At 66.2% G+C, this 20,405-nt stretch carries 19 protein-coding genes; 4 read left to right on the forward strand and 15 right to left on the reverse strand.

Features of this window, described 5'->3' with window-relative positions; genetic code table 11:
- Window positions 1-142: 142 nt before the first annotated feature.
- The 8 genes from ccoP (FOC67_RS08295) to ccoN (FOC67_RS08330) all read right to left on the reverse strand — a co-directional run bounded on the left by ccoP (FOC67_RS08295) (window position 143) and on the right by ccoN (FOC67_RS08330) (window position 6,865).
- The gene (ccoP, locus tag FOC67_RS08295) at window positions 143-1,099 is read right to left on the reverse strand and encodes a cytochrome-c oxidase, cbb3-type subunit III (RefSeq protein WP_003087292.1); all 957 of its coding nucleotides are present in this window, start codon (window positions 1,097-1,099) and stop codon (window positions 143-145) included.
- Window positions 1,096-1,281, reverse strand: coding sequence for a CcoQ/FixQ family Cbb3-type cytochrome c oxidase assembly chaperone (locus FOC67_RS08300; protein ID WP_003087298.1), 186 nt, complete (start codon window positions 1,279-1,281; stop codon window positions 1,096-1,098). The genes ccoP (FOC67_RS08295) and FOC67_RS08300 overlap by 4 nt, the downstream gene beginning before the upstream one ends.
- A gap of 5 nt (window positions 1,282-1,286) precedes the next feature.
- Window positions 1,287-1,898 (reverse strand): cytochrome-c oxidase, cbb3-type subunit II, encoded by a 612-nt coding sequence (gene ccoO, locus FOC67_RS08305; RefSeq protein WP_003087303.1) that lies wholly within the window; start codon window positions 1,896-1,898, stop codon window positions 1,287-1,289.
- 14 nt (window positions 1,899-1,912) lie between these two features.
- Window positions 1,913-3,340 (reverse strand): cytochrome-c oxidase, cbb3-type subunit I, encoded by a 1,428-nt coding sequence (gene ccoN, locus FOC67_RS08310; protein ID WP_003087306.1) that lies wholly within the window; start codon window positions 3,338-3,340, stop codon window positions 1,913-1,915.
- A 364-nt stretch (window positions 3,341-3,704) separates the two neighbouring features.
- Complete coding sequence (gene ccoP, locus FOC67_RS08315; RefSeq protein ID WP_003087308.1) at window positions 3,705-4,631, reverse strand: cytochrome-c oxidase, cbb3-type subunit III; 927 nt, start codon at window positions 4,629-4,631, stop codon at window positions 3,705-3,707.
- Window positions 4,628-4,813, reverse strand: coding sequence for a CcoQ/FixQ family Cbb3-type cytochrome c oxidase assembly chaperone (locus tag FOC67_RS08320; protein WP_003087314.1), 186 nt, complete (start codon window positions 4,811-4,813; stop codon window positions 4,628-4,630). The genes ccoP (FOC67_RS08315) and FOC67_RS08320 overlap by 4 nt, the downstream gene beginning before the upstream one ends.
- A 5-nt stretch (window positions 4,814-4,818) precedes the next feature.
- Window positions 4,819-5,427, reverse strand: coding sequence for a cytochrome-c oxidase, cbb3-type subunit II (gene ccoO, locus FOC67_RS08325; RefSeq protein WP_003087318.1), 609 nt, complete (start codon window positions 5,425-5,427; stop codon window positions 4,819-4,821).
- A gap of 10 nt (window positions 5,428-5,437) precedes the next feature.
- A complete protein-coding gene (gene ccoN / locus FOC67_RS08330) occupies window positions 5,438-6,865 on the reverse strand; it encodes a cytochrome-c oxidase, cbb3-type subunit I (RefSeq protein WP_003087322.1) in 1,428 nt (475 codons plus the stop codon).
- A 187-nt stretch (window positions 6,866-7,052) separates the two neighbouring features.
- Here ccoN (FOC67_RS08330) and FOC67_RS08335 point away from each other — a divergent pair, with 187 nt between their 5' ends.
- Complete coding sequence (locus tag FOC67_RS08335) at window positions 7,053-7,685, forward strand: alpha/beta family hydrolase (RefSeq protein ID WP_003105994.1); 633 nt, start codon at window positions 7,053-7,055, stop codon at window positions 7,683-7,685.
- Window positions 7,686-7,773: 88 nt separating this feature from the next.
- The gene (cprA, locus tag FOC67_RS08340; RefSeq protein WP_009314738.1) at window positions 7,774-8,931 is read left to right on the forward strand and encodes a cationic peptide resistance protein CprA; all 1,158 of its coding nucleotides are present in this window, start codon (window positions 7,774-7,776) and stop codon (window positions 8,929-8,931) included.
- 37 nt (window positions 8,932-8,968) lie between these two features.
- Here cprA and FOC67_RS08345 read toward each other — a convergent pair whose 3' ends face one another.
- Both FOC67_RS08345 and acnA read right to left on the reverse strand, forming a co-directional pair.
- Window positions 8,969-10,534 carry a methyl-accepting chemotaxis protein gene (locus FOC67_RS08345; RefSeq protein WP_003140182.1) on the reverse strand — a complete coding sequence of 522 codons (1,566 nt, stop codon included), beginning with the start codon at window positions 10,532-10,534 and terminating at the stop codon, window positions 8,969-8,971.
- Between the two features lie 372 nt (window positions 10,535-10,906).
- Window positions 10,907-13,639 carry an aconitate hydratase AcnA gene (gene acnA / locus FOC67_RS08350; RefSeq protein WP_003087332.1) on the reverse strand — a complete coding sequence of 911 codons (2,733 nt, stop codon included), beginning with the start codon at window positions 13,637-13,639 and terminating at the stop codon, window positions 10,907-10,909.
- Between the two features lie 326 nt (window positions 13,640-13,965).
- On the opposite strand from acnA, the gene rlmM reads away from it, so the two are divergent.
- Window positions 13,966-15,024, forward strand: coding sequence for a 23S rRNA (cytidine(2498)-2'-O)-methyltransferase RlmM (gene rlmM / locus FOC67_RS08355; RefSeq protein ID WP_003087345.1), 1,059 nt, complete (start codon window positions 13,966-13,968; stop codon window positions 15,022-15,024).
- An 84-nt stretch (window positions 15,025-15,108) separates the two neighbouring features.
- Complete coding sequence (gene tusA, locus FOC67_RS08360) at window positions 15,109-15,348, forward strand: sulfurtransferase TusA (protein WP_003105999.1); 240 nt, start codon at window positions 15,109-15,111, stop codon at window positions 15,346-15,348.
- 31 nt (window positions 15,349-15,379) lie between these two features.
- Here the strand turns inward: tusA and FOC67_RS08365 are convergent, their stop codons facing one another.
- The 5 genes from FOC67_RS08365 to FOC67_RS08385 all read right to left on the reverse strand — a co-directional run bounded on the left by FOC67_RS08365 (window position 15,380) and on the right by FOC67_RS08385 (window position 20,354).
- Window positions 15,380-16,690, reverse strand: a complete 1,311-nt coding sequence (locus tag FOC67_RS08365; RefSeq protein WP_009314737.1) for an FAD-binding oxidoreductase — start codon at window positions 16,688-16,690, stop codon at window positions 15,380-15,382.
- A gap of 70 nt (window positions 16,691-16,760) precedes the next feature.
- Window positions 16,761-18,125 carry a glutamine synthetase family protein gene (locus FOC67_RS08370; protein WP_009314736.1) on the reverse strand — a complete coding sequence of 455 codons (1,365 nt, stop codon included), beginning with the start codon at window positions 18,123-18,125 and terminating at the stop codon, window positions 16,761-16,763.
- Window positions 18,126-18,252: 127 nt separating this feature from the next.
- Complete coding sequence (locus FOC67_RS08375) at window positions 18,253-18,441, reverse strand: hypothetical protein (RefSeq protein ID WP_011666714.1); 189 nt, start codon at window positions 18,439-18,441, stop codon at window positions 18,253-18,255.
- Between the two features lie 151 nt (window positions 18,442-18,592).
- Window positions 18,593-19,990 carry an FAD-dependent oxidoreductase gene (locus FOC67_RS08380; RefSeq protein ID WP_003140172.1) on the reverse strand — a complete coding sequence of 466 codons (1,398 nt, stop codon included), beginning with the start codon at window positions 19,988-19,990 and terminating at the stop codon, window positions 18,593-18,595.
- A 10-nt stretch (window positions 19,991-20,000) separates the two neighbouring features.
- Window positions 20,001-20,354 (reverse strand): RidA family protein, encoded by a 354-nt coding sequence (locus tag FOC67_RS08385; RefSeq protein ID WP_003087359.1) that lies wholly within the window; start codon window positions 20,352-20,354, stop codon window positions 20,001-20,003.
- Window positions 20,355-20,405 lie beyond the last annotated feature (51 nt).

The following is a 20,405-nucleotide window of genomic DNA, read 5'->3' on the forward strand; positions in this document are numbered from 1 at the left end:
ATTATACGCCTGATCTATCAGGCTTTTTGCGGTAACTGTGCGACTTTTGGTCGCGTATTGTCCCATTCGCGCTTTTCTTTTGCACAAAATAAAACGGCGCCGGGGTTGCCGGCGCCGTCTGGGTCGTGGGGGAGGGGAGCGCTTATTCGGCGCTCTTCTCGCCGTGCGACAGGCTGTATACGTAGGCGGCCAGCAGGTGCACCTTGTCGTTGCCCAGGTGTTCCTGTTGCGCCGGCATCACGCCCTGGCGACCGTAGCGGATGGTCTGCTGCAGTTGCGCGAAGCTGGAGCCGTAGATGAACGCGCCGGGGTGGGTCAGATCGGGAGCGCCCATCGCTGGGGTGCCCTTGCCTTCCGGACCGTGGCAGGCGACGCAGGTGGTGGCGAAGACCTGCTTGCCGGCCTCGATGTCTGCCTTGGCGCCTTCCGGCAGCTTGCGGCCATCCATCTGGGTGAGGACGAAAGCGGCGACGTTCTTCACGCCTTCCTCGCCGATCACTTCACCCCAGGCCGGCATGGCGGCGTGGCGGCCAGCCATGATGGTGGTCTTGATGGTTTCCGGCTCGCCGCCCCAGCGCCAGTCGGCGTCGGTCAGGTTGGGGAAGCCGTAGGCGCCCTTGGCGTCGGAGCCGTGGCAGATCGAGCAGTTGGAGGCGAACAGGCGACCGCCCATTTTCACCGCCTGCGGATCCTTGGCGACTTCCTCGATGGGCATCGCGGCGAACTTGGCGAAGATCGGGCCGTACTTCTCGTCGGCCTTGGCCATTTCCTTTTCCCACTGGTGGACGCCGGTCCAGCCTTTTTCCTTGTCGGCGAATTCGTCGGCGGACTGGTAGCCCGGCATCAGGCCTTTCCAGGTGCCCAGGCCCGGGTACAGGGCCAGGTAGCCCACGGCGAACACCAGGGTGCCGACGAACAGCATGAACCACCACTTCGGCAGCGGGTTGTCGTACTCCTCGATGCCGTCGTAGGAGTGGCCCACGGTCTCGTCGGTGGTGCTGCTGCGCTGGCCCTTGCGGGTGGCGAAGATCAGCCAGGTCAGCGCCAGCAGGGTGCCGAGGGTGAGAGCTGTAATGTACAGACTCCAGAAGGTCGTCATTCTTTGTTACTCCTAGAAGCTTGCTCGACGTGCTTTTTGGCTTCGGGATCGTCTGCGAAGGGCAGCATCGTCGCTTCGTCGAAGCTCTTCTTGCGCTTGCCGCTGTAGGCCCAGATCACCAGGCCGATGAAGGCGACCATGATCACCACGGTGCCCAGTCCACGCAGAGTCCCGATATCCATCACACTCACCGTTTGCTCTTGATAGAGGTTCCCAGGCCTTGAAGGAACGCCACCAGGGCGTCCATCTCGGTCTTGCCCTTCACGGCTTCACGTGCACCGGCGATGTCCTCGTCGGTGTAAGGCACGCCCAGCTTGCGCAGGACTTCCATCTTGGTGGCGGTGTCCTTGCCATCAAGCTTGTTCTCTACCAGCCACGGGTAGGCAGGCATCTTCGACTCGGGCACCACGTTGCGCGGGTTGTACAGGTGCGCGCGGTGCCAGTCGTCGGAGTAACGGCCGCCGACGCGGGCCAGGTCCGGGCCGGTACGCTTGGAACCCCACAGGAACGGGTGGTCCCAGACGCTTTCACCGGCGACCGAGTAATGGCCGTAGCGTTCGGTCTCGGCACGGAACGGACGGACCATCTGCGAGTGGCAGCCGACGCAGCCTTCGCGGATGTAGATGTCGCGACCTTCCAGTTCCAGGGCGGTACGCGGCTTCATGCCTTCGACCGGGGTATTGGTCACGTCCTGGAAGAACAGCGGAACGATCTGGGTCAGGCCGCCGATGCTGACGGCGATCACCATGAAGATGGCCAGCAGGCCGACGTTCTTCTCGAGTATTTCGTGGTTCTTCATTTACGTCGGGCTCCTCAGGCGATCTGCGCGGCGGCTTCGTATTCGGCCGGCTTGGCAGCACGCACGGTGCGCCAGGTGTTGTAGGCCATCAGCAGCATGCCGGTGAGGAAGAAACCACCGCCGATCATGCGCACGATGAAGCCCGGGTGGCTTGCGACCAGTGCTTCAACGAAGGAGTAGGTCAGGGTGCCGTCCTCGTTGACCGCCCGCCACATCAGGCCCTGGGTGATGCCGTTGACCCACATCGAGGCGATGTACAGCACGGTGCCGATGGTGGCCAGCCAGAAGTGCGCGTTGATCAGGCCGATGCTGTGCATCTGCGGGCGACCGAAGACTTTCGGGATCAGGTGGTAGAGCGAGCCGATGGAGATCATCGCCACCCAGCCGAGGGCACCGGCGTGCACGTGGCCGATGGTCCAGTCGGTGTAGTGGGAGAGGGCGTTGACGGTCTTGATCGCCATCATCGGGCCTTCGAAGGTGGACATGCCGTAGAAGGCCAGGGATACCACCAGGAAGCGCAGGATCGGGTCGGTGCGCAGCTTATGCCAGGCGCCGGAGAGGGTCATCATGCCGTTGATCATGCCGCCCCAGCTCGGTGCCAGGAGGATCAGCGACATCACCATGCCCAGCGACTGCGCCCAGTCCGGCAGCGCGGTGTAGTGCAGGTGGTGCGGGCCGGCCCAGATGTACAGGGAGATCAGCGCCCAGAAGTGGACGATGGACAGGCGATAGGAATAGACCGGACGCTCGGCCTGCTTGGGCACGAAGTAGTACATCATGCCGAGGAAGCCGGTGGTCAGGAAGAAGCCCACGGCGTTGTGGCCGTACCACCACTGGACCATCGCATCGGTGGCGCCGGAGTAGGCGGAGTAGGACTTGAACCAGCTCACCGGCAGCGACATGTGGTTGACGATATGCAGCATCGCCGTCACCAGGATGAAGGCACCGTAGAACCAGTTGCCCACATAGATGTGCTTGACCTTGCGCTTGACGATGGTGCCGAAGAACACGATCGCGTAGGTGATCCAGACGATCGCCAGGAGGATGGCCAGCGGCCATTCCAGTTCGGCGTATTCCTTGGAGGTGGTGAAACCCTGCGGCAGGGTCAGCACGGCGCCCACGATCACGGCCTGCCAACCCCAGAAGGTGAAGGCCGCCAGCGTGTCTGAAATCAGTCGGGCTTGCGAGGTACGTTGCACCACGTAGTACGAGGTGGCGAAGAGGGCGCACCCACCGAAGGCGAAGATCACCGCGTTGGTGTGCAGGGGGCGAAGGCGGCCGAAGCTCGTCCACGGCAGGTCGAAGTTCAATTCGGGCCATACCAGTTGGGCGGCGATCAGGACACCGAGACCCATTCCAATGACCCCCCAGACCACCGTCATAACGGCGAACTGGCGGACCACCTTATAGTTATAAGCAGTCTGACTGATTGCTGTGCTCATGCTAGGGGTTCCACGGTTAATGGACTTTTTTAGGGACAAAAAATCGGCGGCAAGTATGGAGAAAGCGGGTGGGCATTGCAACGCGCCAGGCCAGGGGCGACGCCAGTTTGATGCCTGCTTCAGAGCGCTTTCCAAGGCGGCCGTATGGCTTTCTGGCGCTATCCGGGCGAGTGGGTTCGGCCGGTGAAGTTAGGTGTCCCGTCGCTCTGCCGGAGAGGGACGAATGCAGAGCAGCTTAGACGCGATTGAAAAGGATGGGTAGGAAAGGCGTCCGCTGGTGCGACACTTCGTCGCGCCGCCTGGGACTAAGGTCTGAGACCGGGGGGAGGACCCGCGCCCGGGAGGGCGCGGGTGGGGGGAGGGGTCAGTTGCTGCCCTGGTTGTGCGACAGGTTGTAGATGTAGGCGGCCAGGATGTGCACCTTTTCCTTGCCCAGGTAGGGCTCCTGGGCCGGCATCTGGCCCTGGCGGCCATGGCGGATGGTTTGTTGGAGCTGGGCGTAGCTGGAGCCGTAGATGAACGCGCCGGGGTTGGTCAGGTTCGGCGCGCCGACCAGGGCGGTACCCTTGCCTTCCGGGCCGTGGCAGGCGACGCAGTTGACCGAGAAGATCTGCTTGCCGGCCTCGACGTCGGCCTTGGTGCCTTCCGGCAGCTTCAGCCCGGCGAGTTCGGTGCGGACGTAGGCGGCGACGTTCTTCACCCCGTCTTCGCCGAGGATGTCGCCCCAGGCCGCCATGATCGCGTGGCGACCGCCGAGGATGGTGGTCTCGATGCTCTGCGGGTCACCGCCCCAGCGCCACTCGTTGTCGGCCAGGTTGGGGAAGCCGAGGGCGCCCTTGGCGTCGGAACCGTGGCAGATCGAGCAGTAGGTGGCGAACATGCGGCTGCCCATCTTCATGGCGTGCTCGTCCTTGGCCACTTCCTCGATGGGCATGGCGGCGTACTTGGCGAAGATCGGCCCGTACTTCTCCTGGGCGATGTTCATCTCGCGTTCCCACTGCTTGTCCTGGGTCCAGCCGCCCTCGTAGCCCGGCAGCACGCCTTTCCAGTTACCCAGGCCCGGGTACAGGACCAGGTAGCCGACGGAGAAGACGATGGTGCCGATGTACAGCATGAACCACCACTTCGGCAGCGGGTTGTCATACTCCTCGATGCCGTCGTAGGAGTGGCCCATGGTCTTTTCGGTAGTACCCTTGGCCTCGCCCTTGCGGGTGGCGAAGACCAGCCAGAGCAGGGCGATCAAGGTACCGACGGTAAGAGCTGTGATGTACAGACTCCAGAAGGTGGTCATTCTTTGTTACTCCTAGAAGCTTGCTCGACGTGCTTTTTGGCTTCGGGATCGTCTGCGAAGGGCAGCATCGTCGCTTCGTCGAAGCTCTTCTTGCGTTTGCCGCTGTAGGCCCAGATCACCAGACCGATGAAGGCGACCATGATCAGCAGCGTGCCGAGTCCTCGCAGCGTCCCGATATCCATTGCCGTCACCGTTTGTTCTTGATCGAGGTGCCGAGCACCTGCAGGTAGGCGACCACGGCGTCCATTTCGGTCTTGCCTTTCAGCGAGTCCTTGGCGCCCTTGATGTCTTCGTCGGTATAGGGCACGCCGAGGGTGCGCATCACTTCGAGCTTCTTCTCGATGTCCTTGCCGTCGAGCTTGTTCTCCACCAGCCACGGGTAGGCCGGCATCTTCGACTCGGGCACCACGTTGCGCGGGTTGAACAGGTGCGCGCGGTGCCAGTCGTCGGAGTAGCGGCTACCGACGCGGGCCAGGTCCGGACCGGTACGCTTGGAACCCCACAGGAACGGGTGGTCCCAGACGCTCTCGCCGGCCACCGAGTAGTGGCCGTAGCGTTCGGTTTCGGCGCGGAACGGACGGATCATCTGCGAGTGGCAGCCGACGCAGCCTTCGCGGATATAGATGTCGCGGCCTTCCAGTTGCAGCGCGGTGTAGGGCTTCATGCCTTCGACCGGGGTGTTGGTCACGTCCTGGAAGAACAGCGGCACGATCTGGGTCAGGCCGCCGATGCTCACGGCCACGGCCATGCATAGCGCCAGCAGGCCGACGTTCTTCTCGAGTATTTCGTGTTTCATGCTCGGCTCCTCAGGCGATCTGTGCGGCGGCTTCGTATTCGGCCGGCTTGGCGGCACTGACGGTGCGCCAGGTGTTGTAGGCCATCAGGAACATGCCGAGCAGGAAGATGAAACCGCCGAGCATGCGCACGATGAAGCCGGGGTGGCCGGCGGCCAGCGCTTCGACGAAGGAGTAGGTCAGGGTGCCGTCCTCGTTGACCGCGCGCCACATCAGGCCCTGGGTGATGCCGTTGACCCACATCGAGGCGATGTAAAGCACGGTACCGATGGTGGCCAGCCAGAAGTGCGCGTTGATCAGGCCCAGGCTGTACATCTTCTCGCGGCCGAAGACCTTCGGGATCAGGTGGTAGAGCGAGCCGATGGAAACCATCGCGACCCAGCCGAGGGCGCCGGCGTGTACGTGGCCGATGGTCCAGTCGGTATAGTGGGAGAGGGCGTTGACGGTCTTGATCGCCATCATCGGGCCTTCGAAGGTGGACATGCCGTAGAAGGCCAGGGACACCACCAGGAAGCGCAGGATCGGGTCGCTGCGCAGCTTATGCCAGGCGCCCGAGAGGGTCATCATGCCGTTGATCATGCCGCCCCAGCTCGGCGCCAGGAGGATCAGCGACATCACCATGCCCAGCGACTGCGCCCAGTCCGGCAGCGCGGTGTAGTGCAGGTGGTGCGGGCCGGCCCAGATGTACACCGCGATCAGCGCCCAGAAGTGGACGATGGACAGGCGGTAGGAATAGACCGGACGCTCGGCCTGCTTGGGCACGAAGTAGTACATCATGCCGAGGAAGCCGGCGGTGAGGAAGAAGCCCACGGCGTTGTGCCCGTACCACCACTGGACCATGGCGTCGGTGGCGCCGGCGTACAGCGAGTAGGACTTGGTGAAGGTCACCGGCAGCTCGAGGTTGTTCACCACGTGGAGCATGGCGACGGTGAGGATGAACCCGCCGAAGAACCAGTTGCCCACATAGATGTGCTTGACCTTGCGCTTGACCAGGGTGCCGAAGAACACCACCGCGTAGGCGACCCAGACCACCGTGATCAGGATGTCGATCGGCCACTCCAGCTCGGCGTACTCCTTGGACGAGGTGTAGCCCAGCGGCAGGCTGATGGCGGCCAGCAGGATCACCAGTTGCCAGCCCCAGAAGGTGAAGGAGGCGAGGGTGTCGGAGAACAGTCGCACCTGGCAGGTGCGCTGCACCGCGTAGTAGCTGGTGGCGAACAGTGCGCAACCGCCGAAGGCGAAGATCACCGCGTTGGTGTGCAGCGGGCGCAGGCGGCCGAAGCTCGTCCACGGCAAGCCGAAGTTCAGGTCGGGCCATACCAGCTGGGCGGCGATCAGGACACCGACGGTCATGCCGACGATGCCCCAGACCACGGTCATGATGGCGAATTGGCGGACCACCTTGTAGTTATAGGCGGACTCTGGGTTAGTGGTGCTCATGCTATGGGCTTCCATCCACGGTTATACGCTATGGCTTTTTCCGGCAGTTGGGATGCCGGGCGTCCCCCCATTGGGGCTGGTCTAATTGGCGTAATTAGCGAGAGGAAGCATGGATAATGGGGCGTTATGAAATATTGATCGGGATCAATTGGCTTCCCGACCCCCACTGCATACGAGGTGTGGCAAGTTGTCGCTGAAATGGAACCGCCCGGCCGGCTCGCTGTCGGCCACCCTGATTCTCGCCCATGGCGCCGGGGCGCCGATGGACAGCCCGTTCATGGAGCGCATCGCCGAACTGCTCGCCGCCCAGGGCATCGCCGTCGCGCGCTTCGAGTTTCCCTACATGGCCCAGCGCCGCGAGGACGGCCGCAAGCGTCCGCCGAATCCGCAGGCGCAGTTGCTCGACTGCTGGCGGCGGGTCCATGCGCAGGTCCGCGAGACCCTGGACGGGCCCTTGGCCCTGGGCGGCAAGTCGATGGGCGGGCGCATGGCCAGCCTGCTGGCCGACGAGCTGGGCGCGGATGCCCTGGTCTGCCTCGGCTACCCGTTCTACGCCGCCGGCAAGCCGGAGAAGCCGCGAGTCGCGCACCTCGCCGGGCTGCGCACGCCGACCCTGATCGTCCAGGGCGAGCGCGACGCCCTGGGCAACCGCGAGGCGGTGGCGGGCTATGCGCTGGCGCCGACGATCCGCCTGCACTGGCTGGCCGCGGCGGACCACGACCTCAAGCCGCTGAAGGCCTCCGGCCTGACCCACGAGCAGCACCTGGCGGCAACGGCGCGGGAGGTGGCCGGCTTCCTTCGCGGGCTCCAGGGCCATTAACGGTTCCTTAAGGCATCCCCTCATAAGCTGCGGCGCAACCACCCTCGCATCGAGGCGTGGGCGACTGACTTCTCTGAGGGGGGAAGACATGAACATGCATGCCGACGGTGAGCAGATCACCGCTATCGATACCCGCGAACGCATCCTGCTGACGGGGGCCACCGGCTTTCTCGGCGGTTCGGTCGCCGCCCAGCTGATCGCCGCCGGACACGGCGCCAACCTGTCCTTCCTGGTCCGCGCCGAATCCCGCCAGGAGGGGCTCGAGCGCCTGCGCGGCAACCTGCTGATGCATGGCGTCGACGAAGCCGACTGCCTGGCACTGCGGGCGGAGCAGATCCTCTGCGGCGATTTCCTCGACACCTCCTGGCTGGCCCGCGAGACGCCGCGCCTGATGCAGGTGGAGCGGGTGATCAATTGCGCCGCCGTAGCGTCGTTCTCGAAGAACCCGACCATCTGGCCGGTCAACGTCGACGGCACTTTCGCCTTCGCCGACGTGCTGAGCCGTTCGAAGCGACTGAAGCGTTTCCTCCACGTCGGTACCGCGATGTGCTGCGGACCGCAGCGAGAGTCGCCGATCAGCGAGTCCTGGGAATTCCCGGCGGCGGAGCAGCAACTGGTGGACTACACCGCGTCCAAGGCGGAAATCGAGCGGCGTATGCGCGAGGAACTGCCGGGCCTGCCCCTGGTGGTGGCGCGGCCATCCATCGTGGTGGGCCACCGTACCCTTGGCTGCCAGGCCTCCGGTAGCATCTTCTGGGTCTTCCGCATGGGCTTCGCCCTGGAAAGCTTCACCTGCGGCCTGGACGAGCAGATCGACGTGATCCCGGTCGACTACTGCGCCGAGGCGCTGATCGGCCTGGCGCTGAAGCCGTGCCTGGGGCACAGCCTCTACCATATCTCCGCCGGCCATCGCGCGGCCTGCACCTTCGGTGAGATCGACGAGGCCTTCGCCCGCGCCAACGGGGCGGCGCCGGTAGGCGAGCGCTACCGCAAGGTGGAGGTGGACGACCTCAAGGAACTGGCGAAGAGCTTCGAGTCGCGCATCGGCCCGGCCAATCCGCGTCTGGTCCTGCGCGCGTTGCGCTTGTACAGCGGCTTTGCCGACCTCAACTACCTGTTCGACAACAGCCGTCTGCTTGAGGAGGGGATCTCCGCGCCACCGCGCTTCACCGACTACCTCGACGTCTGCGTGCAGTCGTCCAGCGCGGTGAGCATCCCGGCGCAGATGCAATGGGACTTCAAGTGACGGCAGGCGCGGGGAGTTTCCTCCCCGCGGCCTGATCTCAGCGGTTGAAGCGCTCGACCAGGGAATACTGGCTCTGCGCGGTGGTGGTCAGTTCCTCGCTCAGTTTCGCCGTGCGCAGCGCCTCGTCGGAGGTCTGCTCGGCCAGGGCGGCGATGGTGCTGATGTTGCGGTTGATTTCCTCGGCCACCGCGCTCTGTTCTTCCGCGGCGGCGGCGATCTGGGTGGTCATCTCGGTGATGTTGCTGACCGCCTCGCTGATGCCGACCAGCGCGCTGTCGGCTTCCAGCACCCGCTGGACCCCGGCTTCGGCCTGCTGCAGGCCGCTCTCCATGGTATGTACCGCATCGTTGGCGGTGTTCTGCAACTTGGCGATCAGATGGTGGATCTGCTCGGTGGAGGCTGCGGTGCGTTGCGCCAGCGAGCGCACTTCGTCGGCCACCACGGCGAAGCCGCGTCCCTGGTCGCCGGCCCGCGCCGCCTCGATGGCGGCGTTGAGGGCGAGCAGGTTGGTCTGGTCGGCGATGCCCTTGATCACATCGACCACGCCGCCGATCTCGTTGCTGTCCTGGGCCAGGCGACTCACCGCGGCCCCGGTCTCGCCCACCGACTCCGACAGGCGCTGGATGGCGTTGCGCGTCTCCGCGGCGATGTCGCGGCCGCGCGAAGTCAGTTCGTTGGCCTTCTGTGTGGCGTCGGCGGTCAACTGGACATTGTTCGCCACTTCCTGGGTGGTGGCGGCCATCTCGTTGACCGCGGTGGCCACCTGTTCGGTCTCTGCGCGCTGCTGTTCCAGACCGGCGGAGCTGTGGTGGGCCAGGGTGTCGGCCTGGCGCGCCTGTTCGGTGAGGTATTCGGCGGTGTCCTGCAGGCGCGTCAGGCAGGTCTTCAGGCGCGCGTCCTGGCTGAGGATGGCCATTTCCAGGCGCGCCTGCTCGCCGCGGCTGTCGGTGTACATCTGCGCGATCAGCGGGTCGGAGGTGGTCTGTTCGGCGAGCCGCATCAGGCGCTTCAGCCCGCGCTTCTGCCAGCGCAGTCCGGCCAGGCCGAGCGGAACGGCGAGCAGGCCGGCGAGGATGAAGCCCCACCAGGAGTTCAGCCAGATACCGATGAGGAAGCCGATCTGGCTGATCAGGATGAACGGCAGCCAGTCGAGCAGTACCGGCAGCCAGCGGTCGCGCCGGGGGATCGCCGGCTTGCCGGCGCCGAGGCGACGGTAGAGGGCCTCGGCGCGCTGGATCTGTTCGGCGGTCGGCTTGACCCGCACCGACTCGTAGCCGACCACCGCGCCCTGGTCGTAGATCGGCGTGACATAGGCGCTGACCCAGTAGTGGTCGCCGTTCTTGCAGCGGTTCTTGACGATCCCCATCCACGGGCGGCCGGCTTTGAGGGTGGTCCACATGTGGGCGAACACCGCCGGCGGGACGTCGGGGTGACGGATCAGATTGTGCGGCGCGGACATCAGCTCCTCGCGACTGAAGCCGCTGATGTCGATGAAGGCTTCATTGCAGTAGGTAATGATGCCTTTGAGATTGGTGGTGGTGATCAGGCGTTGCTCCGCCGGATAGACGCGCTCGTGCTGGGTGATCGGTTGATTGTTGCGCATGGGCCTTCCAAAACAAGTGAAGCATTTACCTCTGCATCGGCGAAAACGCCTTTCACATGAGGGATTTGTGAATGCTTTCACGAGGAAAAACAGATAGCTATTGACCCAAAGCATGAGAACCGACCACGTGGTCGGATAGATGGCGGATTCGCTGATGGAGGTCAATACGTTACGGTTTCGTGTCATTCCCGGCGGCGCGCATGGGCTGGGGAGGGGCCTGGCGGATAAGCGCGAGGCGGCCATTCGCCGGTACTGCGGGGTATCGGCGGATGACGCCGGGGCGTTGTTCTCCCTGCGAAGCGCCCGCCGCCCCGGGCGCCGGAATGAAAAAGGGGTGGCCGAAGCCACCCCTCCGCGCGTACCGCCGCTGCCTCAGAGCATGCTGCGCAGCACGTAGTGGAGGATGCCGCCGGCCTTGAAGTACTCGACCTCGTTGAGGGTGTCGATGCGGCAAAGGACCTTGAAGCTGTCCTGGCTGCCGTCCTCGCGGGTCACTTCCACGCTGAGCGGCATGTGCGGCTTGAGTTCGCCGCCGAGGCCGCGGATGTTCAGCACCTCCTTGCCGGTCAGCTTCAGGCTCTTGCGGTCCTGGCCGTTCTCGAACTGCAACGGCAGCACGCCCATGCCGACCAGGTTGGAGCGGTGGATGCGCTCGAAGCTCTCCGCGATCACCGCCTTCACGCCCAGCAGGTTGGTACCCTTGGCCGCCCAGTCGCGCGACGAGCCGGTGCCGTATTCCTTGCCGGCGACGATCACCAGCGGGGTGCCGTCCTGCTGGTAGCGCATGGCCGCGTCGTAGATCGCCAGTTTCTCGCCGCTGGGCACGTACAGGGTATTGCCGCCTTCCTCGCCGCCGAGCATCTCGTTCTTGATGCGGATGTTGGCGAAGGTGCCGCGCATCATCACCTCATGGTTGCCGCGACGGGAGCCGTAGGAGTTGAAGTCCTTCGGTTCCACGCCGTGCTCGCGCAGGTAGCGGCCGGCCGGGCTGTCGGCCTTGATGTTGCCGGCGGGGGAGATGTGGTCGGTGGTCACCGAGTCGCCCAGCACCGCCAGCACCCGCGCCTGCTCGACGTCGGCGATGGCCGGCGGCGCCTCGGCGATGTGTTCGAAGAAGGGTGGATGCTGGATGTAGGTGGAGTCGGCCTGCCACTCGTAGGTGTCCGACTGCGGCACCTGGATCGCCTGCCATTTCTCGTCGCCGGCGAAGACCTCGGCGTACTCCTTGTGGAACATCTCGGTGTCGACCTTCTGGATCGCCTCGGCGATTTCCTTCTGGCTCGGCCAGATGTCCTTCAGGTAGACCGGCTGGCCGTCCTTGCCGGTGCCCAGCGGTTCCTCGCTGAGGTTGATCCGCACGCTGCCGGCCAGGGCGTAGGCCACCACCAGCGGCGGCGAGGCCAGCCAGTTGGTCTTCACCAACGGGTGCACGCGGCCTTCGAAGTTACGGTTGCCGGAGAGTACCGAGGCGACGGTCAGGTCGGCCTGCTGGATGGCTTTCTCGATCGGCTCCAGCAGCGGCCCGGAGTTGCCGATGCAGGTGGTGCAGCCGTAGCCGACCAGGTCGAAGCCGAGTTCGTCGAGGTAGCGGGTCAGGCCGGCGGCCTTGAAGTAGTCGGTGACCACCTTGGAGCCCGGCGCCAGCGAACTCTTCACCCAGGGCTTGCGTTGCAGGCCTTTCTCCACCGCCTTCTTCGCCAGCAGGCCGGCGGCCATCATCACGCTGGGGTTGGAGGTGTTGGTGCAGGAGGTGATGGCGGCGATCACCACCGCGCCGTTCTTCAGGCGGTGGGTCTGGCCGTCGTGCTGGTAGTCGATCTCGCCGAAGGCGGCGTTGGCGCCGACCGCGGTGCCGCCGCCGCCCTCGCTGAGCAGGCGGCCTTCTTCGGTGCTGGAGGGATGCAGTTGCAGGCCGAGGAACTCGTTGAAGGCGCTGGCGACGTTCTGCAGGGCCACGCGGTCCTGCGGGCGCTTCGGTCCGGCCAGACTGGCCTCGACTTCGCCCATGTCCAGGTGCAGGGTGTCGGTGAACACCGGCTCGTGGCCCTTCTCGCGCCACAGGCCCTGTTCCTTGCTGTAGGCCTCGACCAGCTTGACCGTGCTTTCCGGGCGTCCGGACAGGCGCAGGTAGCCGAGGGTGATCTCGTCCACCGGGAAGAAGCCGCAGGTGGCGCCGTATTCCGGGGCCATGTTGGCGATGGTGGCGCGGTCCGCCAGGGGCAGGTCGGCCAGGCCGTCGCCATAGAACTCGACGAATTTCCCCACCACGCCCTTCTTGCGCAGCATCTGCGTGACGGTCAGCACCAGGTCGGTGGCGGTGATGCCCTCGCGCAGCTTGCCGGTGAGCTTGAAGCCGATGACCTCGGGGATCAGCATCGATACCGGCTGGCCGAGCATGGCGGCTTCCGCCTCGATGCCGCCGACGCCCCAGCCGAGCACGCCGAGGCCGTTGATCATGGTGGTGTGGGAGTCGGTGCCGACCAGGGTGTCGGGGAAGGCGTAGGTCCTGCCATCCTCTTCCTTGGTCCAGACCGTGCGGCCCAGGTACTCCAGGTTGACCTGGTGGCAGATGCCGGTGCCCGGCGGTACCACGCTGAAATTGTCGAAGGCGTTCTGGCCCCAGCGCAGGAAGGCGTAGCGTTCGCCGTTGCGCTGCATCTCGATCTCGACGTTCTGTTCGAAGGCCGATTCGCTGGCGAACTTGTCGACCATCACCGAGTGGTCGATGACCAGGTCCACCGGCGACAGCGGGTTGATCTTCTGCGGGTCGCCGCCGGCCTTGGCCATGGCCGCGCGCATGGCGGCCAGGTCGACCACCGCGGGCACCCCGGTGAAGTCCTGCATCAGGACCCGCGCCGGGCGGTACTGGATCTCGCGGTCGGAGCGGCGCTCCCTGAGCCAGCCGGCGAGGGCCTTGAGGTCGTCGCCGGTGACGGTGCTGCCGTCCTCCCAGCGCAGGAGGTTTTCCAGCAGGACCTTCAGCGACATCGGCAACTTGCCGAGATCGCCCAGGGTCCGGGCGGCTTCCGGGAGGCTGTAGTAGTGGTAGGTCTTGCCGTCCACAGCGAGACTGCGAAGGGTTTTCAGGCTGTCCAAAGCAGGCATTTCTGATTTCCTCACGGCGGGCCCGGGGGCGGCGGGCCTGGCCTCGTCCTGACGCCAGGCCCGTCGTCGAGCCGATAGTGCCTGGCTTCGCCCGGGACCCGCGGCGTCCGCGGACGCCAGGGTGCCGTTACCTCGGTAATGCGCGGTGGCCCGATCCCATCGGTACCGGCCGCTGGCGAGAGTCAGACTTTGGGATAGCGTTGTTCGAAACCTTCAAGCTAGACCGGCTCGAGGGCTCCTGCCATATACACTGGACCGACGAACGGTCGCTGCAGTTCCCTTGAGGCATGCCCGGCACTATAGTGCGCGGCCAAGGAGACAACCCCATGAATACCCTGTTGATGCACTGCCGGCCAGGCTTCGAAGGTGAAGTCTGCGCCGAAATCGCCGAGCATGCAGCCACTCTCGAGATTCCCGGCTACGCCAAGAGCAAGCCGGCCAGCGCCCACGTCGAGTTCGTCTGCCAGGACGCCGACGGCGCCGAGCGCCTGATGCGCCGCCTGCGTTTCGCCGACTTGATCTTCCCGCGCCAGTGGGCGCGCGGACCCGGCTTCATCGAATTGCCGGAAAGCCAGCGCATCGAGGTGCTGCTGGCGGAACTGGCGAGTTATCCGGTCTGCGGCAGCCTCTGGCTGGAGGTGCTGGACACCAATGCCGGCAAGGAGGTCTCGACCTTCTGCCGCAAGTTCGAGAAACCGCTGCGCGCCGCGCTGGTGAAGGCCGGGCGGTTGCAGGAGGACCCGGCGCTGCCGCGCCTGCTGCTGACCTTCCGCTCCGGCCGGGAGGTCTTCGTCGGCCTCGCCGAGCCGCGCAACAGCGCGCTCTGGCCGATGGGCATCCCGCGCCTGAAGTTTCCCCGCGAGGCGCCGAGCCGTTCGACGCTGAAGCTGGAGGAAGCCTGGCACCAGTTCATCCCGCGCAGCGAATGGGACAAGCGCCTGGCGCCGGATATGCTCGCCGTGGACCTCGGCGCGGCGCCGGGCGGCTGGACCTGGCAACTGGTTAACCGGGAGATGCGGGTGACCGCCGTGGACAACGGGCCGATGGCGGAGAACCTGATGTATTCCGGGCTGGTCGACCACCAGAAGGTCGACGGCTACCAGTACCGCCCGCGCCAGCGGGTCGACTGGATGGTCTGCGACATCGTCGAGAAGCCGGCACGCACCGGTGCGTTGATCGAGACCTGGATCGGCGAAGGGCTTTGCCGCGAGGCGGTGGTCAACCTCAAGCTGCCGATGAAGCAGCGCTACGCCGAGGTGCGCAAGATCCTCCAGCGCCTGCGCGAGAGCTTCGACGCGCGCGGCCTGAAGGTAGCGATCGGCTGCAAGCAGCTGTATCACGACCGCGAGGAAGTGACCTGCCATCTACGCCGCCTTGAACGCTGAGGGGCGGCGGCATTCCGGCCGGGGACAGGTGACCGGCCGCGCCGCATGCGCGACAATGCGCGGATTCTGTTGCGGAGTTTCCCGATGACCCATTCTGTCGACGCCATTCTCGACGCCACCGGCCTGAACTGTCCCGAGCCGGTGATGATGCTGCACAACAAGGTCCGCGACCTGGCGCCCGGCGGCCTGCTCAAGGTGATCGCCACCGATCCCTCGACCCGCCGCGACATCCCCAAGTTCTGCGTGTTCCTCGGTCACGAGCTGGTCGAGCAGCAGGAAGAGGCGGGCACCTATCTCTACTGGATCCGCAAGAAGGCCGACTAGGCCTTCCGCGGACCCCGCCATCCCACGCGCTTCAGCGCAGCTTCTCCATGAGCTGGTAGTACCACATCCCGGCGGCCAGCATCGGATTGCCGAAGAGGTCGCCCAGCGGCACCTTGAGGTGCTTGCAACGGGCGAAGGTGTCGAACTGCTCCAGGCTCCCGCTCATCGCCTTGGCCATGATTTCGCCCATGATGTGGCTGGTGGCCACGCCATGCCCCGAGTAGCCCTGGCAGTACCAGACGTTGTCGGAGAGCTTGCCGAGCTGGGGGATGCGGTTCATCACGATGCCCATGGCGCAACTCCACTGGAACTCGATCTCCACGCCCTTCAGGCGCGGGAAGGTGCGCTCGATGCATGGCCGCAGCTCGGCGGCGATGTCCCGCGAGTCGCGGCCCGAGTAGTTGGCGCCGCCACCGAACAGCAGGCGGCCGTCGGCGGTGGGGCGGTAGTAATCGAGGACGAAGCGGCAATCGTAGACCGCCAGCCCCTGCGGGTTGATCTCCCGTGCCAGCTCGCCCAGCGGCCGGGTGGTGACGATTCCGCCCATGGCCGGGAAGATCATGCCCTTGAGCTGCCTGCGTTCGAGCTTGTGGTAGACATCGCCGGCAAGCAGGATCTGCTGCGCCTCGATCCTTCCCTCGCGGGTAATCACCGCCGGCCGCGGGCCGTGGACGATATCCAGGACCTCGGAATGTTCGAAGATCAGCGCGCCGAGGCCGGCCGCCGCCCTGGCCTCGCCGATGCACAGGTTGAGCGGGTGCAGGTGCATGTTGCGGGTGTTCTTCAGCGCGCCGCAGTACAGCTCGGTCTCCAGGTGGGCCTGGACGCCGGCCTTGTCCAGCAGGAGCACCTGGTCGCCCATGCCGCGGCGCACCGCCTCCTCGTAGGAGGCCTGCAGCTTGCCCATGTGGCTGGCCTTCATCGCCGCGTGCAGGTGGCCATGGCGAAGGTCGCAGGCGATGCCGTACTTCTCCACCCGCTGGCGGATGATCTCGTGGCCGCGCCAGCGCAGGTGCCAGATGAAGTCCTCGACCTCGGCGCCCAGCCACTGGCGCATCTGCTTGTGCATCGCCGCGTCGCCGGACAGGCTGCCGGTGACCTGGCCGCCGTTGCGCCCGCTGGCACCCCAGCCGATGCGATGGGTCTCGACCAGGGCCACCTTGTAGCCACGCTCGGCCAGTTCGACCGCCGTGGCGACGCCGGTGAAGCCGCCGCCGATGATGGCGATGTCGACCGTCACCGCGCCCAGCAGGGTCGGATAGTCGGTTTCCTCGTTGAGCGTGGCGGCGTAGTAGGATGGCGCGCGTTCCGCGGCCGGACGGGGATGGATTGCTGCGTTCATCGGGTATTCCTTGTTCCAGTGCGGCGCGTCCTGCCGGCGCGCCGCCGTATGCGGGCGGGTCCGGGGTGGCTCAGGCCTGGGTCAGGTACCAGCGCCAGTCCTGCTCGCCGACCTCGCCCATGAATTGCCGGTATTCCGCGCGCTTCACCGCCAGGTAGACGCCGAGGAACGGCTCGCCGAAGGCTTCCCGCGCCCACTCGGAGCCTTGCAGGGCGTCGAGGGCGGTCAGCCAGTCGGTGGGCAGGCGCTTGCCGGCCTGGGCGTAGCCATTGCCCTCCACCGGCGCGCCCGGATCGATGCCTTCGCGGATGCCGCGGTGGACCCCGGCGAGAAGCGCCGCGGCGGCCAGGTAGGGGTTGGCGTCGGCGCCGCAGATGCGGTGCTCGATATGCCGACTGGAGGCCGGGCCGCCCGGCACGCGCAGGCTCACGGTGCGGTTGTCGACGCCCCAGGTCTGCGCCAGCGGCGCGTAGCTGTTGGCCTGGAAGCGCCGGTAGGAGTTGGCGTTGGGACAGAACAGCAGGAGCGAGTCGAGCAGGCTGGCGAGCATGCCGCCGACCGCCTGGCGCAGCAACGGCGTGCCGGCGGGGTCGTCGCTGGCGAACAGGTTGTGGCCTTGTTCGTCGGCCAGGCTGACGTGCAGGTGCATGCCGGTGCCGGCCAGGTCGTCGAACGGCTTGGCCATGAAACAGGCGAGCATTCCGTGCTTGTGCGCGACGCCCTTGACCAGGCGCTTGTAGCGGATCGCCTGGTCCATGGCGACTAGGGCGTCGCCGTGGTCGAGGGTGATTTCCACCTGGCCCGGGGCGTATTCCGAGATCGCCGTGCGTGCCGGCAGGCCCTGCGCCTTGCATGCGGCATAGAGGTCGGCGAGGAACGGCTCGATCTGCTCCAGTTCGCGCAGGCCGTAGACCTGGGTCGCCCGCGGGCGGCCGCCATCGGCGTCGCGAGCCGGTTGCGGGCGGCCGTTGGCGTCGCGCTCACGGTCGAGCAGGTAGAACTCCAGCTCGGCGGCCATCACCGGGTGATAGCCCTCGCTCTTCAGCGCGTCGATGGTGCGCACCAGGAGGTGGCGCGGATCGGCGACGCTGGCGGGCAGGCCCTCGCTCGGGTGCATGCTGACCTGCACCGCCGCCGTCGGGATCTGCCGCCAGGGCAGGCGCACCAGGCTGCCGGACAGGGGGTAGGCGCGGCAGTCGATGTCGCCGACGTCCCAGACCAGGCCGGAGTCCTCGACGTCCTCGCCGTTCATCGTCAGCCCCAGGATGGTGCTCGGCAGCGGCCGGCCGCTGCGGTAGACGGCCAGCAGTTCGTCGCGGTGCAGCAGCTTGCCGCGCGGCACGCCGTTGGCGTCGAGAATGAACAGTTCGAAGAGTTCGATATCGGGGTTGGCGGCCAGGAAATCCTGGGCTTCTTGTTCGCAGGCGAAGTTCATGGGGCTCTCTTGTCGGTCTTGTCCGGTAGCGTCGCGATGCTCGCAGCGGCGCTCCGGCGACGGCAGCGTCGCGGAACGGCATGCAAGCGGCAGGCCGGCCCCGCCGTTGCGCGGGGCCGGAGGGAAATCAGGCGTGACGAGCGTCCGGCGGACGCGCGTGGCGGCAATGCCAGAGCGCCCAGAAGGCCAGTTCGAGAGGGAGGGCGAGCGGCTCCAGTTCCAGCCACCGGCTGTGCTTGCGGGGTAGACGCGCGGGCGTTCCGGCCGGGTTGGCGGAAGGCTGGTAGGGCAGGGTGCGCGTCGTCGGTAGGTGCATGAAGGAAAACTGGGCCAGGGGTTGGAACAGACTCGCACAGGCTGACGGGTGAATTAAATGCGCTTTTTACGACCTTTGCTTGAGCGAAATCGAAACCGAAGGAAAAAGAAGGGCGCCCCCGAATGGGCTGAAGAGGCGCCCGGAAAGCGGCTCACCCCTTGTCGGCCTTGCCCGCGGCGGCGGCGAACCTGGCCAGGCGTACGTCGAGATGACGCGGGCGCCGGCCGACGTCTTCGGCGCGCTCCTTGCGGCGGATCGCGTTGCGCACCATCAGCGAACCGACATAGCGGATCGGCTCCGGCGGGAAGCGACCGAGCGGTCCCTGGGTCAGCGGCGAACGGGTCCAGGGATTGTCCAGGCCGAGCGCCAGCGAAGAAAGGATCTGCCCGCCCATGTGGCATGGGCCGACGCCGCTGCCGGAGTAGCCGAAGCCGTAGAACACATTGTCGCGGCCGTCGAGCCGGCCGAAGAACGGCAGGCCGGTCACCGAGCGATCCGATGGACCGTTCCAGCTGGCTTCGATGGCGACCTCGGCGAACTCGGGGAAGAACTCCCGCAAACTGCCGCGTAGTTGCCCGAGATACGGTGAGGGGCGGTCGAACACCGGCAGCATGCGTCCGCCGTAGGCGAAGGTGTTGCCGCCCTTGCCGAGCATCAGCCGGCCGTCCGGGGTGTTGTGGTAGTAATGCACGAAGATCCGCGAGTCGAGCACGCTGACCCCGCTGGTCAGGCCGATCTCCTGCAGCAGGTCCGGTCGTGGCTCGGTGATGAGCATGTCGCTGGAGACGATCGCCACGCTGCGTTCGAACTGCGGGAAGGCCCTCGCCATCCAGGCGTTCAGCGCCAGCACCACGCGGTCGGCGACGACCCGCCCGTGGGGGGTGACCACTTCCGCCGGGCGGCCGTGCTCCAGTCCTCGCATCGGCGTACCTTCGTACAGGCGTACCCCCAGTTGCAGGGCGACCCGGCGCAGGCCGCGAACCAGCTTGCCTGGCTGCACCGTCGCGGCAGCCGGCGAGAACCAGCCTTCCAGGTGCCGGCGCGAGCCGGCCAGGCGTTGCACGTCGGCCAGCGGGCGCTTGACGAAGGAGTTGATGCCATGGCGTTCCAGGGCGGCGATCACGCTGTCGGTGCTGCCGACCTGGGCCGGGTTGGTGGCGGTATAGAGGGTGCCGTCCAGCCGGTAGTCGGCCTCGACGTCGTAGCGCTGGCAGAAGGCGCCGATGGCCCGGATGCTGTCCTCGGAGGCCTTGACCAGGCGGATCGCCTCGGTGAGCCCGAACAGCCGTTCCAGGGTGAAGAATTTGGCCGACCAGGACAGCGCGCAGCCGCCGTTGCGGCCGCTGGCGCCGGCGCCGCAGAGGTCGGCCTCGACCAGCACCACGTCGAGTCCGGGATCGTGCTCCTTGAGCATGATGGCGGTCCACAGGCCGGTGTAGCCGCCGCCGACGATGCACAGGTCGGCGCGGGTATCGCCGGCCAGCGGCGGGCAGGGGGCCGCATGTTCGGAGCGTAGGGCCTGGTCCAGCCAGAAGGGTCGGAAGGTCATGGCTGTGCTCTCACTGCGGACGGGCGGCGACGACGATCATTTCCACCCGCCAGCGCGGGTCGATCAACTCGGCCAGGCTACAGGCGCGGGTCGGCGCCCGGCCTTCGGGAAACCACTGGTCCCAGACCTGGTTGAGACCGGCGTAGTCCTCGCGGTGGGCGAGCAGGATGCGTACCGAGAGCACCTGGCCGCGGTCGCTGCCGACGCTCTGGAGCAGCCGGTCGATGTTCTCCAGGACCTGGCGGGTCTGGTCCTGGATGTCACCGCTGGGATCGTCGGCGACCTGGCCGCCGATGTAGAGGGTGTTGCCGTGCAGGGCCATTTCGGCCCGGCGTTTGACGACTTCGAAGCGTTCGATATGCATGAGGGTTTCCCTGGCTTGAAAAGACGCTGGTGGCGCGGCGGGCGCGCCGGA

It is taken from the genome of Pseudomonas sp. FDAARGOS_761 (genome assembly GCF_013343155.1).
GTDB classification, from domain to species: domain Bacteria; phylum Pseudomonadota; class Gammaproteobacteria; order Pseudomonadales; family Pseudomonadaceae; genus Pseudomonas; species Pseudomonas aeruginosa.

Excerpts from the sequence above, each read along its gene's own strand:
- FOC67_RS08380 (WP_003140172.1), bottom strand. The coding sequence starts at position 19,990 with ATGACCTTCCGACCCTTCTGGCTGGACCAGGCCCTACGCTCCGAACAT.
- FOC67_RS08385 (WP_003087359.1), bottom strand. The coding sequence starts at position 20,354 with ATGCATATCGAACGCTTCGAAGTCGTCAAACGCCGGGCCGAAATGGCC.
- FOC67_RS08345 (WP_003140182.1), bottom strand. The coding sequence starts at position 10,534 with ATGCGCAACAATCAACCGATCACCCAGCACGAGCGCGTCTATCCGGCG.
- ccoN (WP_003087306.1), bottom strand. The coding sequence starts at position 3,340 with ATGAGCACAGCAATCAGTCAGACTGCTTATAACTATAAGGTGGTCCGC.
- tusA (WP_003105999.1), top strand. The coding sequence starts at position 15,109 with ATGACCCATTCTGTCGACGCCATTCTCGACGCCACCGGCCTGAACTGT.
- rlmM (WP_003087345.1), top strand. The coding sequence starts at position 13,966 with ATGAATACCCTGTTGATGCACTGCCGGCCAGGCTTCGAAGGTGAAGTC.
- acnA (WP_003087332.1), bottom strand. The coding sequence starts at position 13,639 with ATGCCTGCTTTGGACAGCCTGAAAACCCTTCGCAGTCTCGCTGTGGAC.
- FOC67_RS08370 (WP_009314736.1), bottom strand. The coding sequence starts at position 18,125 with ATGAACTTCGCCTGCGAACAAGAAGCCCAGGATTTCCTGGCCGCCAAC.
- FOC67_RS08300 (WP_003087298.1), bottom strand. The coding sequence starts at position 1,281 with ATGGATATCGGGACTCTGCGTGGACTGGGCACCGTGGTGATCATGGTC.
- ccoO (WP_003087318.1), bottom strand. The coding sequence starts at position 5,427 with ATGAAACACGAAATACTCGAGAAGAACGTCGGCCTGCTGGCGCTATGC.
- FOC67_RS08375 (WP_011666714.1), bottom strand. The coding sequence starts at position 18,441 with ATGCACCTACCGACGACGCGCACCCTGCCCTACCAGCCTTCCGCCAAC.
- ccoN (WP_003087322.1), bottom strand. The coding sequence starts at position 6,865 with ATGAGCACCACTAACCCAGAGTCCGCCTATAACTACAAGGTGGTCCGC.
- ccoP (WP_003087308.1), bottom strand. The coding sequence starts at position 4,631 with ATGACCACCTTCTGGAGTCTGTACATCACAGCTCTTACCGTCGGTACC.
- cprA (WP_009314738.1), top strand. The coding sequence starts at position 7,774 with ATGAACATGCATGCCGACGGTGAGCAGATCACCGCTATCGATACCCGC.
- ccoO (WP_003087303.1), bottom strand. The coding sequence starts at position 1,898 with ATGAAGAACCACGAAATACTCGAGAAGAACGTCGGCCTGCTGGCCATC.
- ccoP (WP_003087292.1), bottom strand. The coding sequence starts at position 1,099 with ATGACGACCTTCTGGAGTCTGTACATTACAGCTCTCACCCTCGGCACC.
- FOC67_RS08365 (WP_009314737.1), bottom strand. The coding sequence starts at position 16,690 with ATGAACGCAGCAATCCATCCCCGTCCGGCCGCGGAACGCGCGCCATCC.
- FOC67_RS08320 (WP_003087314.1), bottom strand. The coding sequence starts at position 4,813 with ATGGATATCGGGACGCTGCGAGGACTCGGCACGCTGCTGATCATGGTC.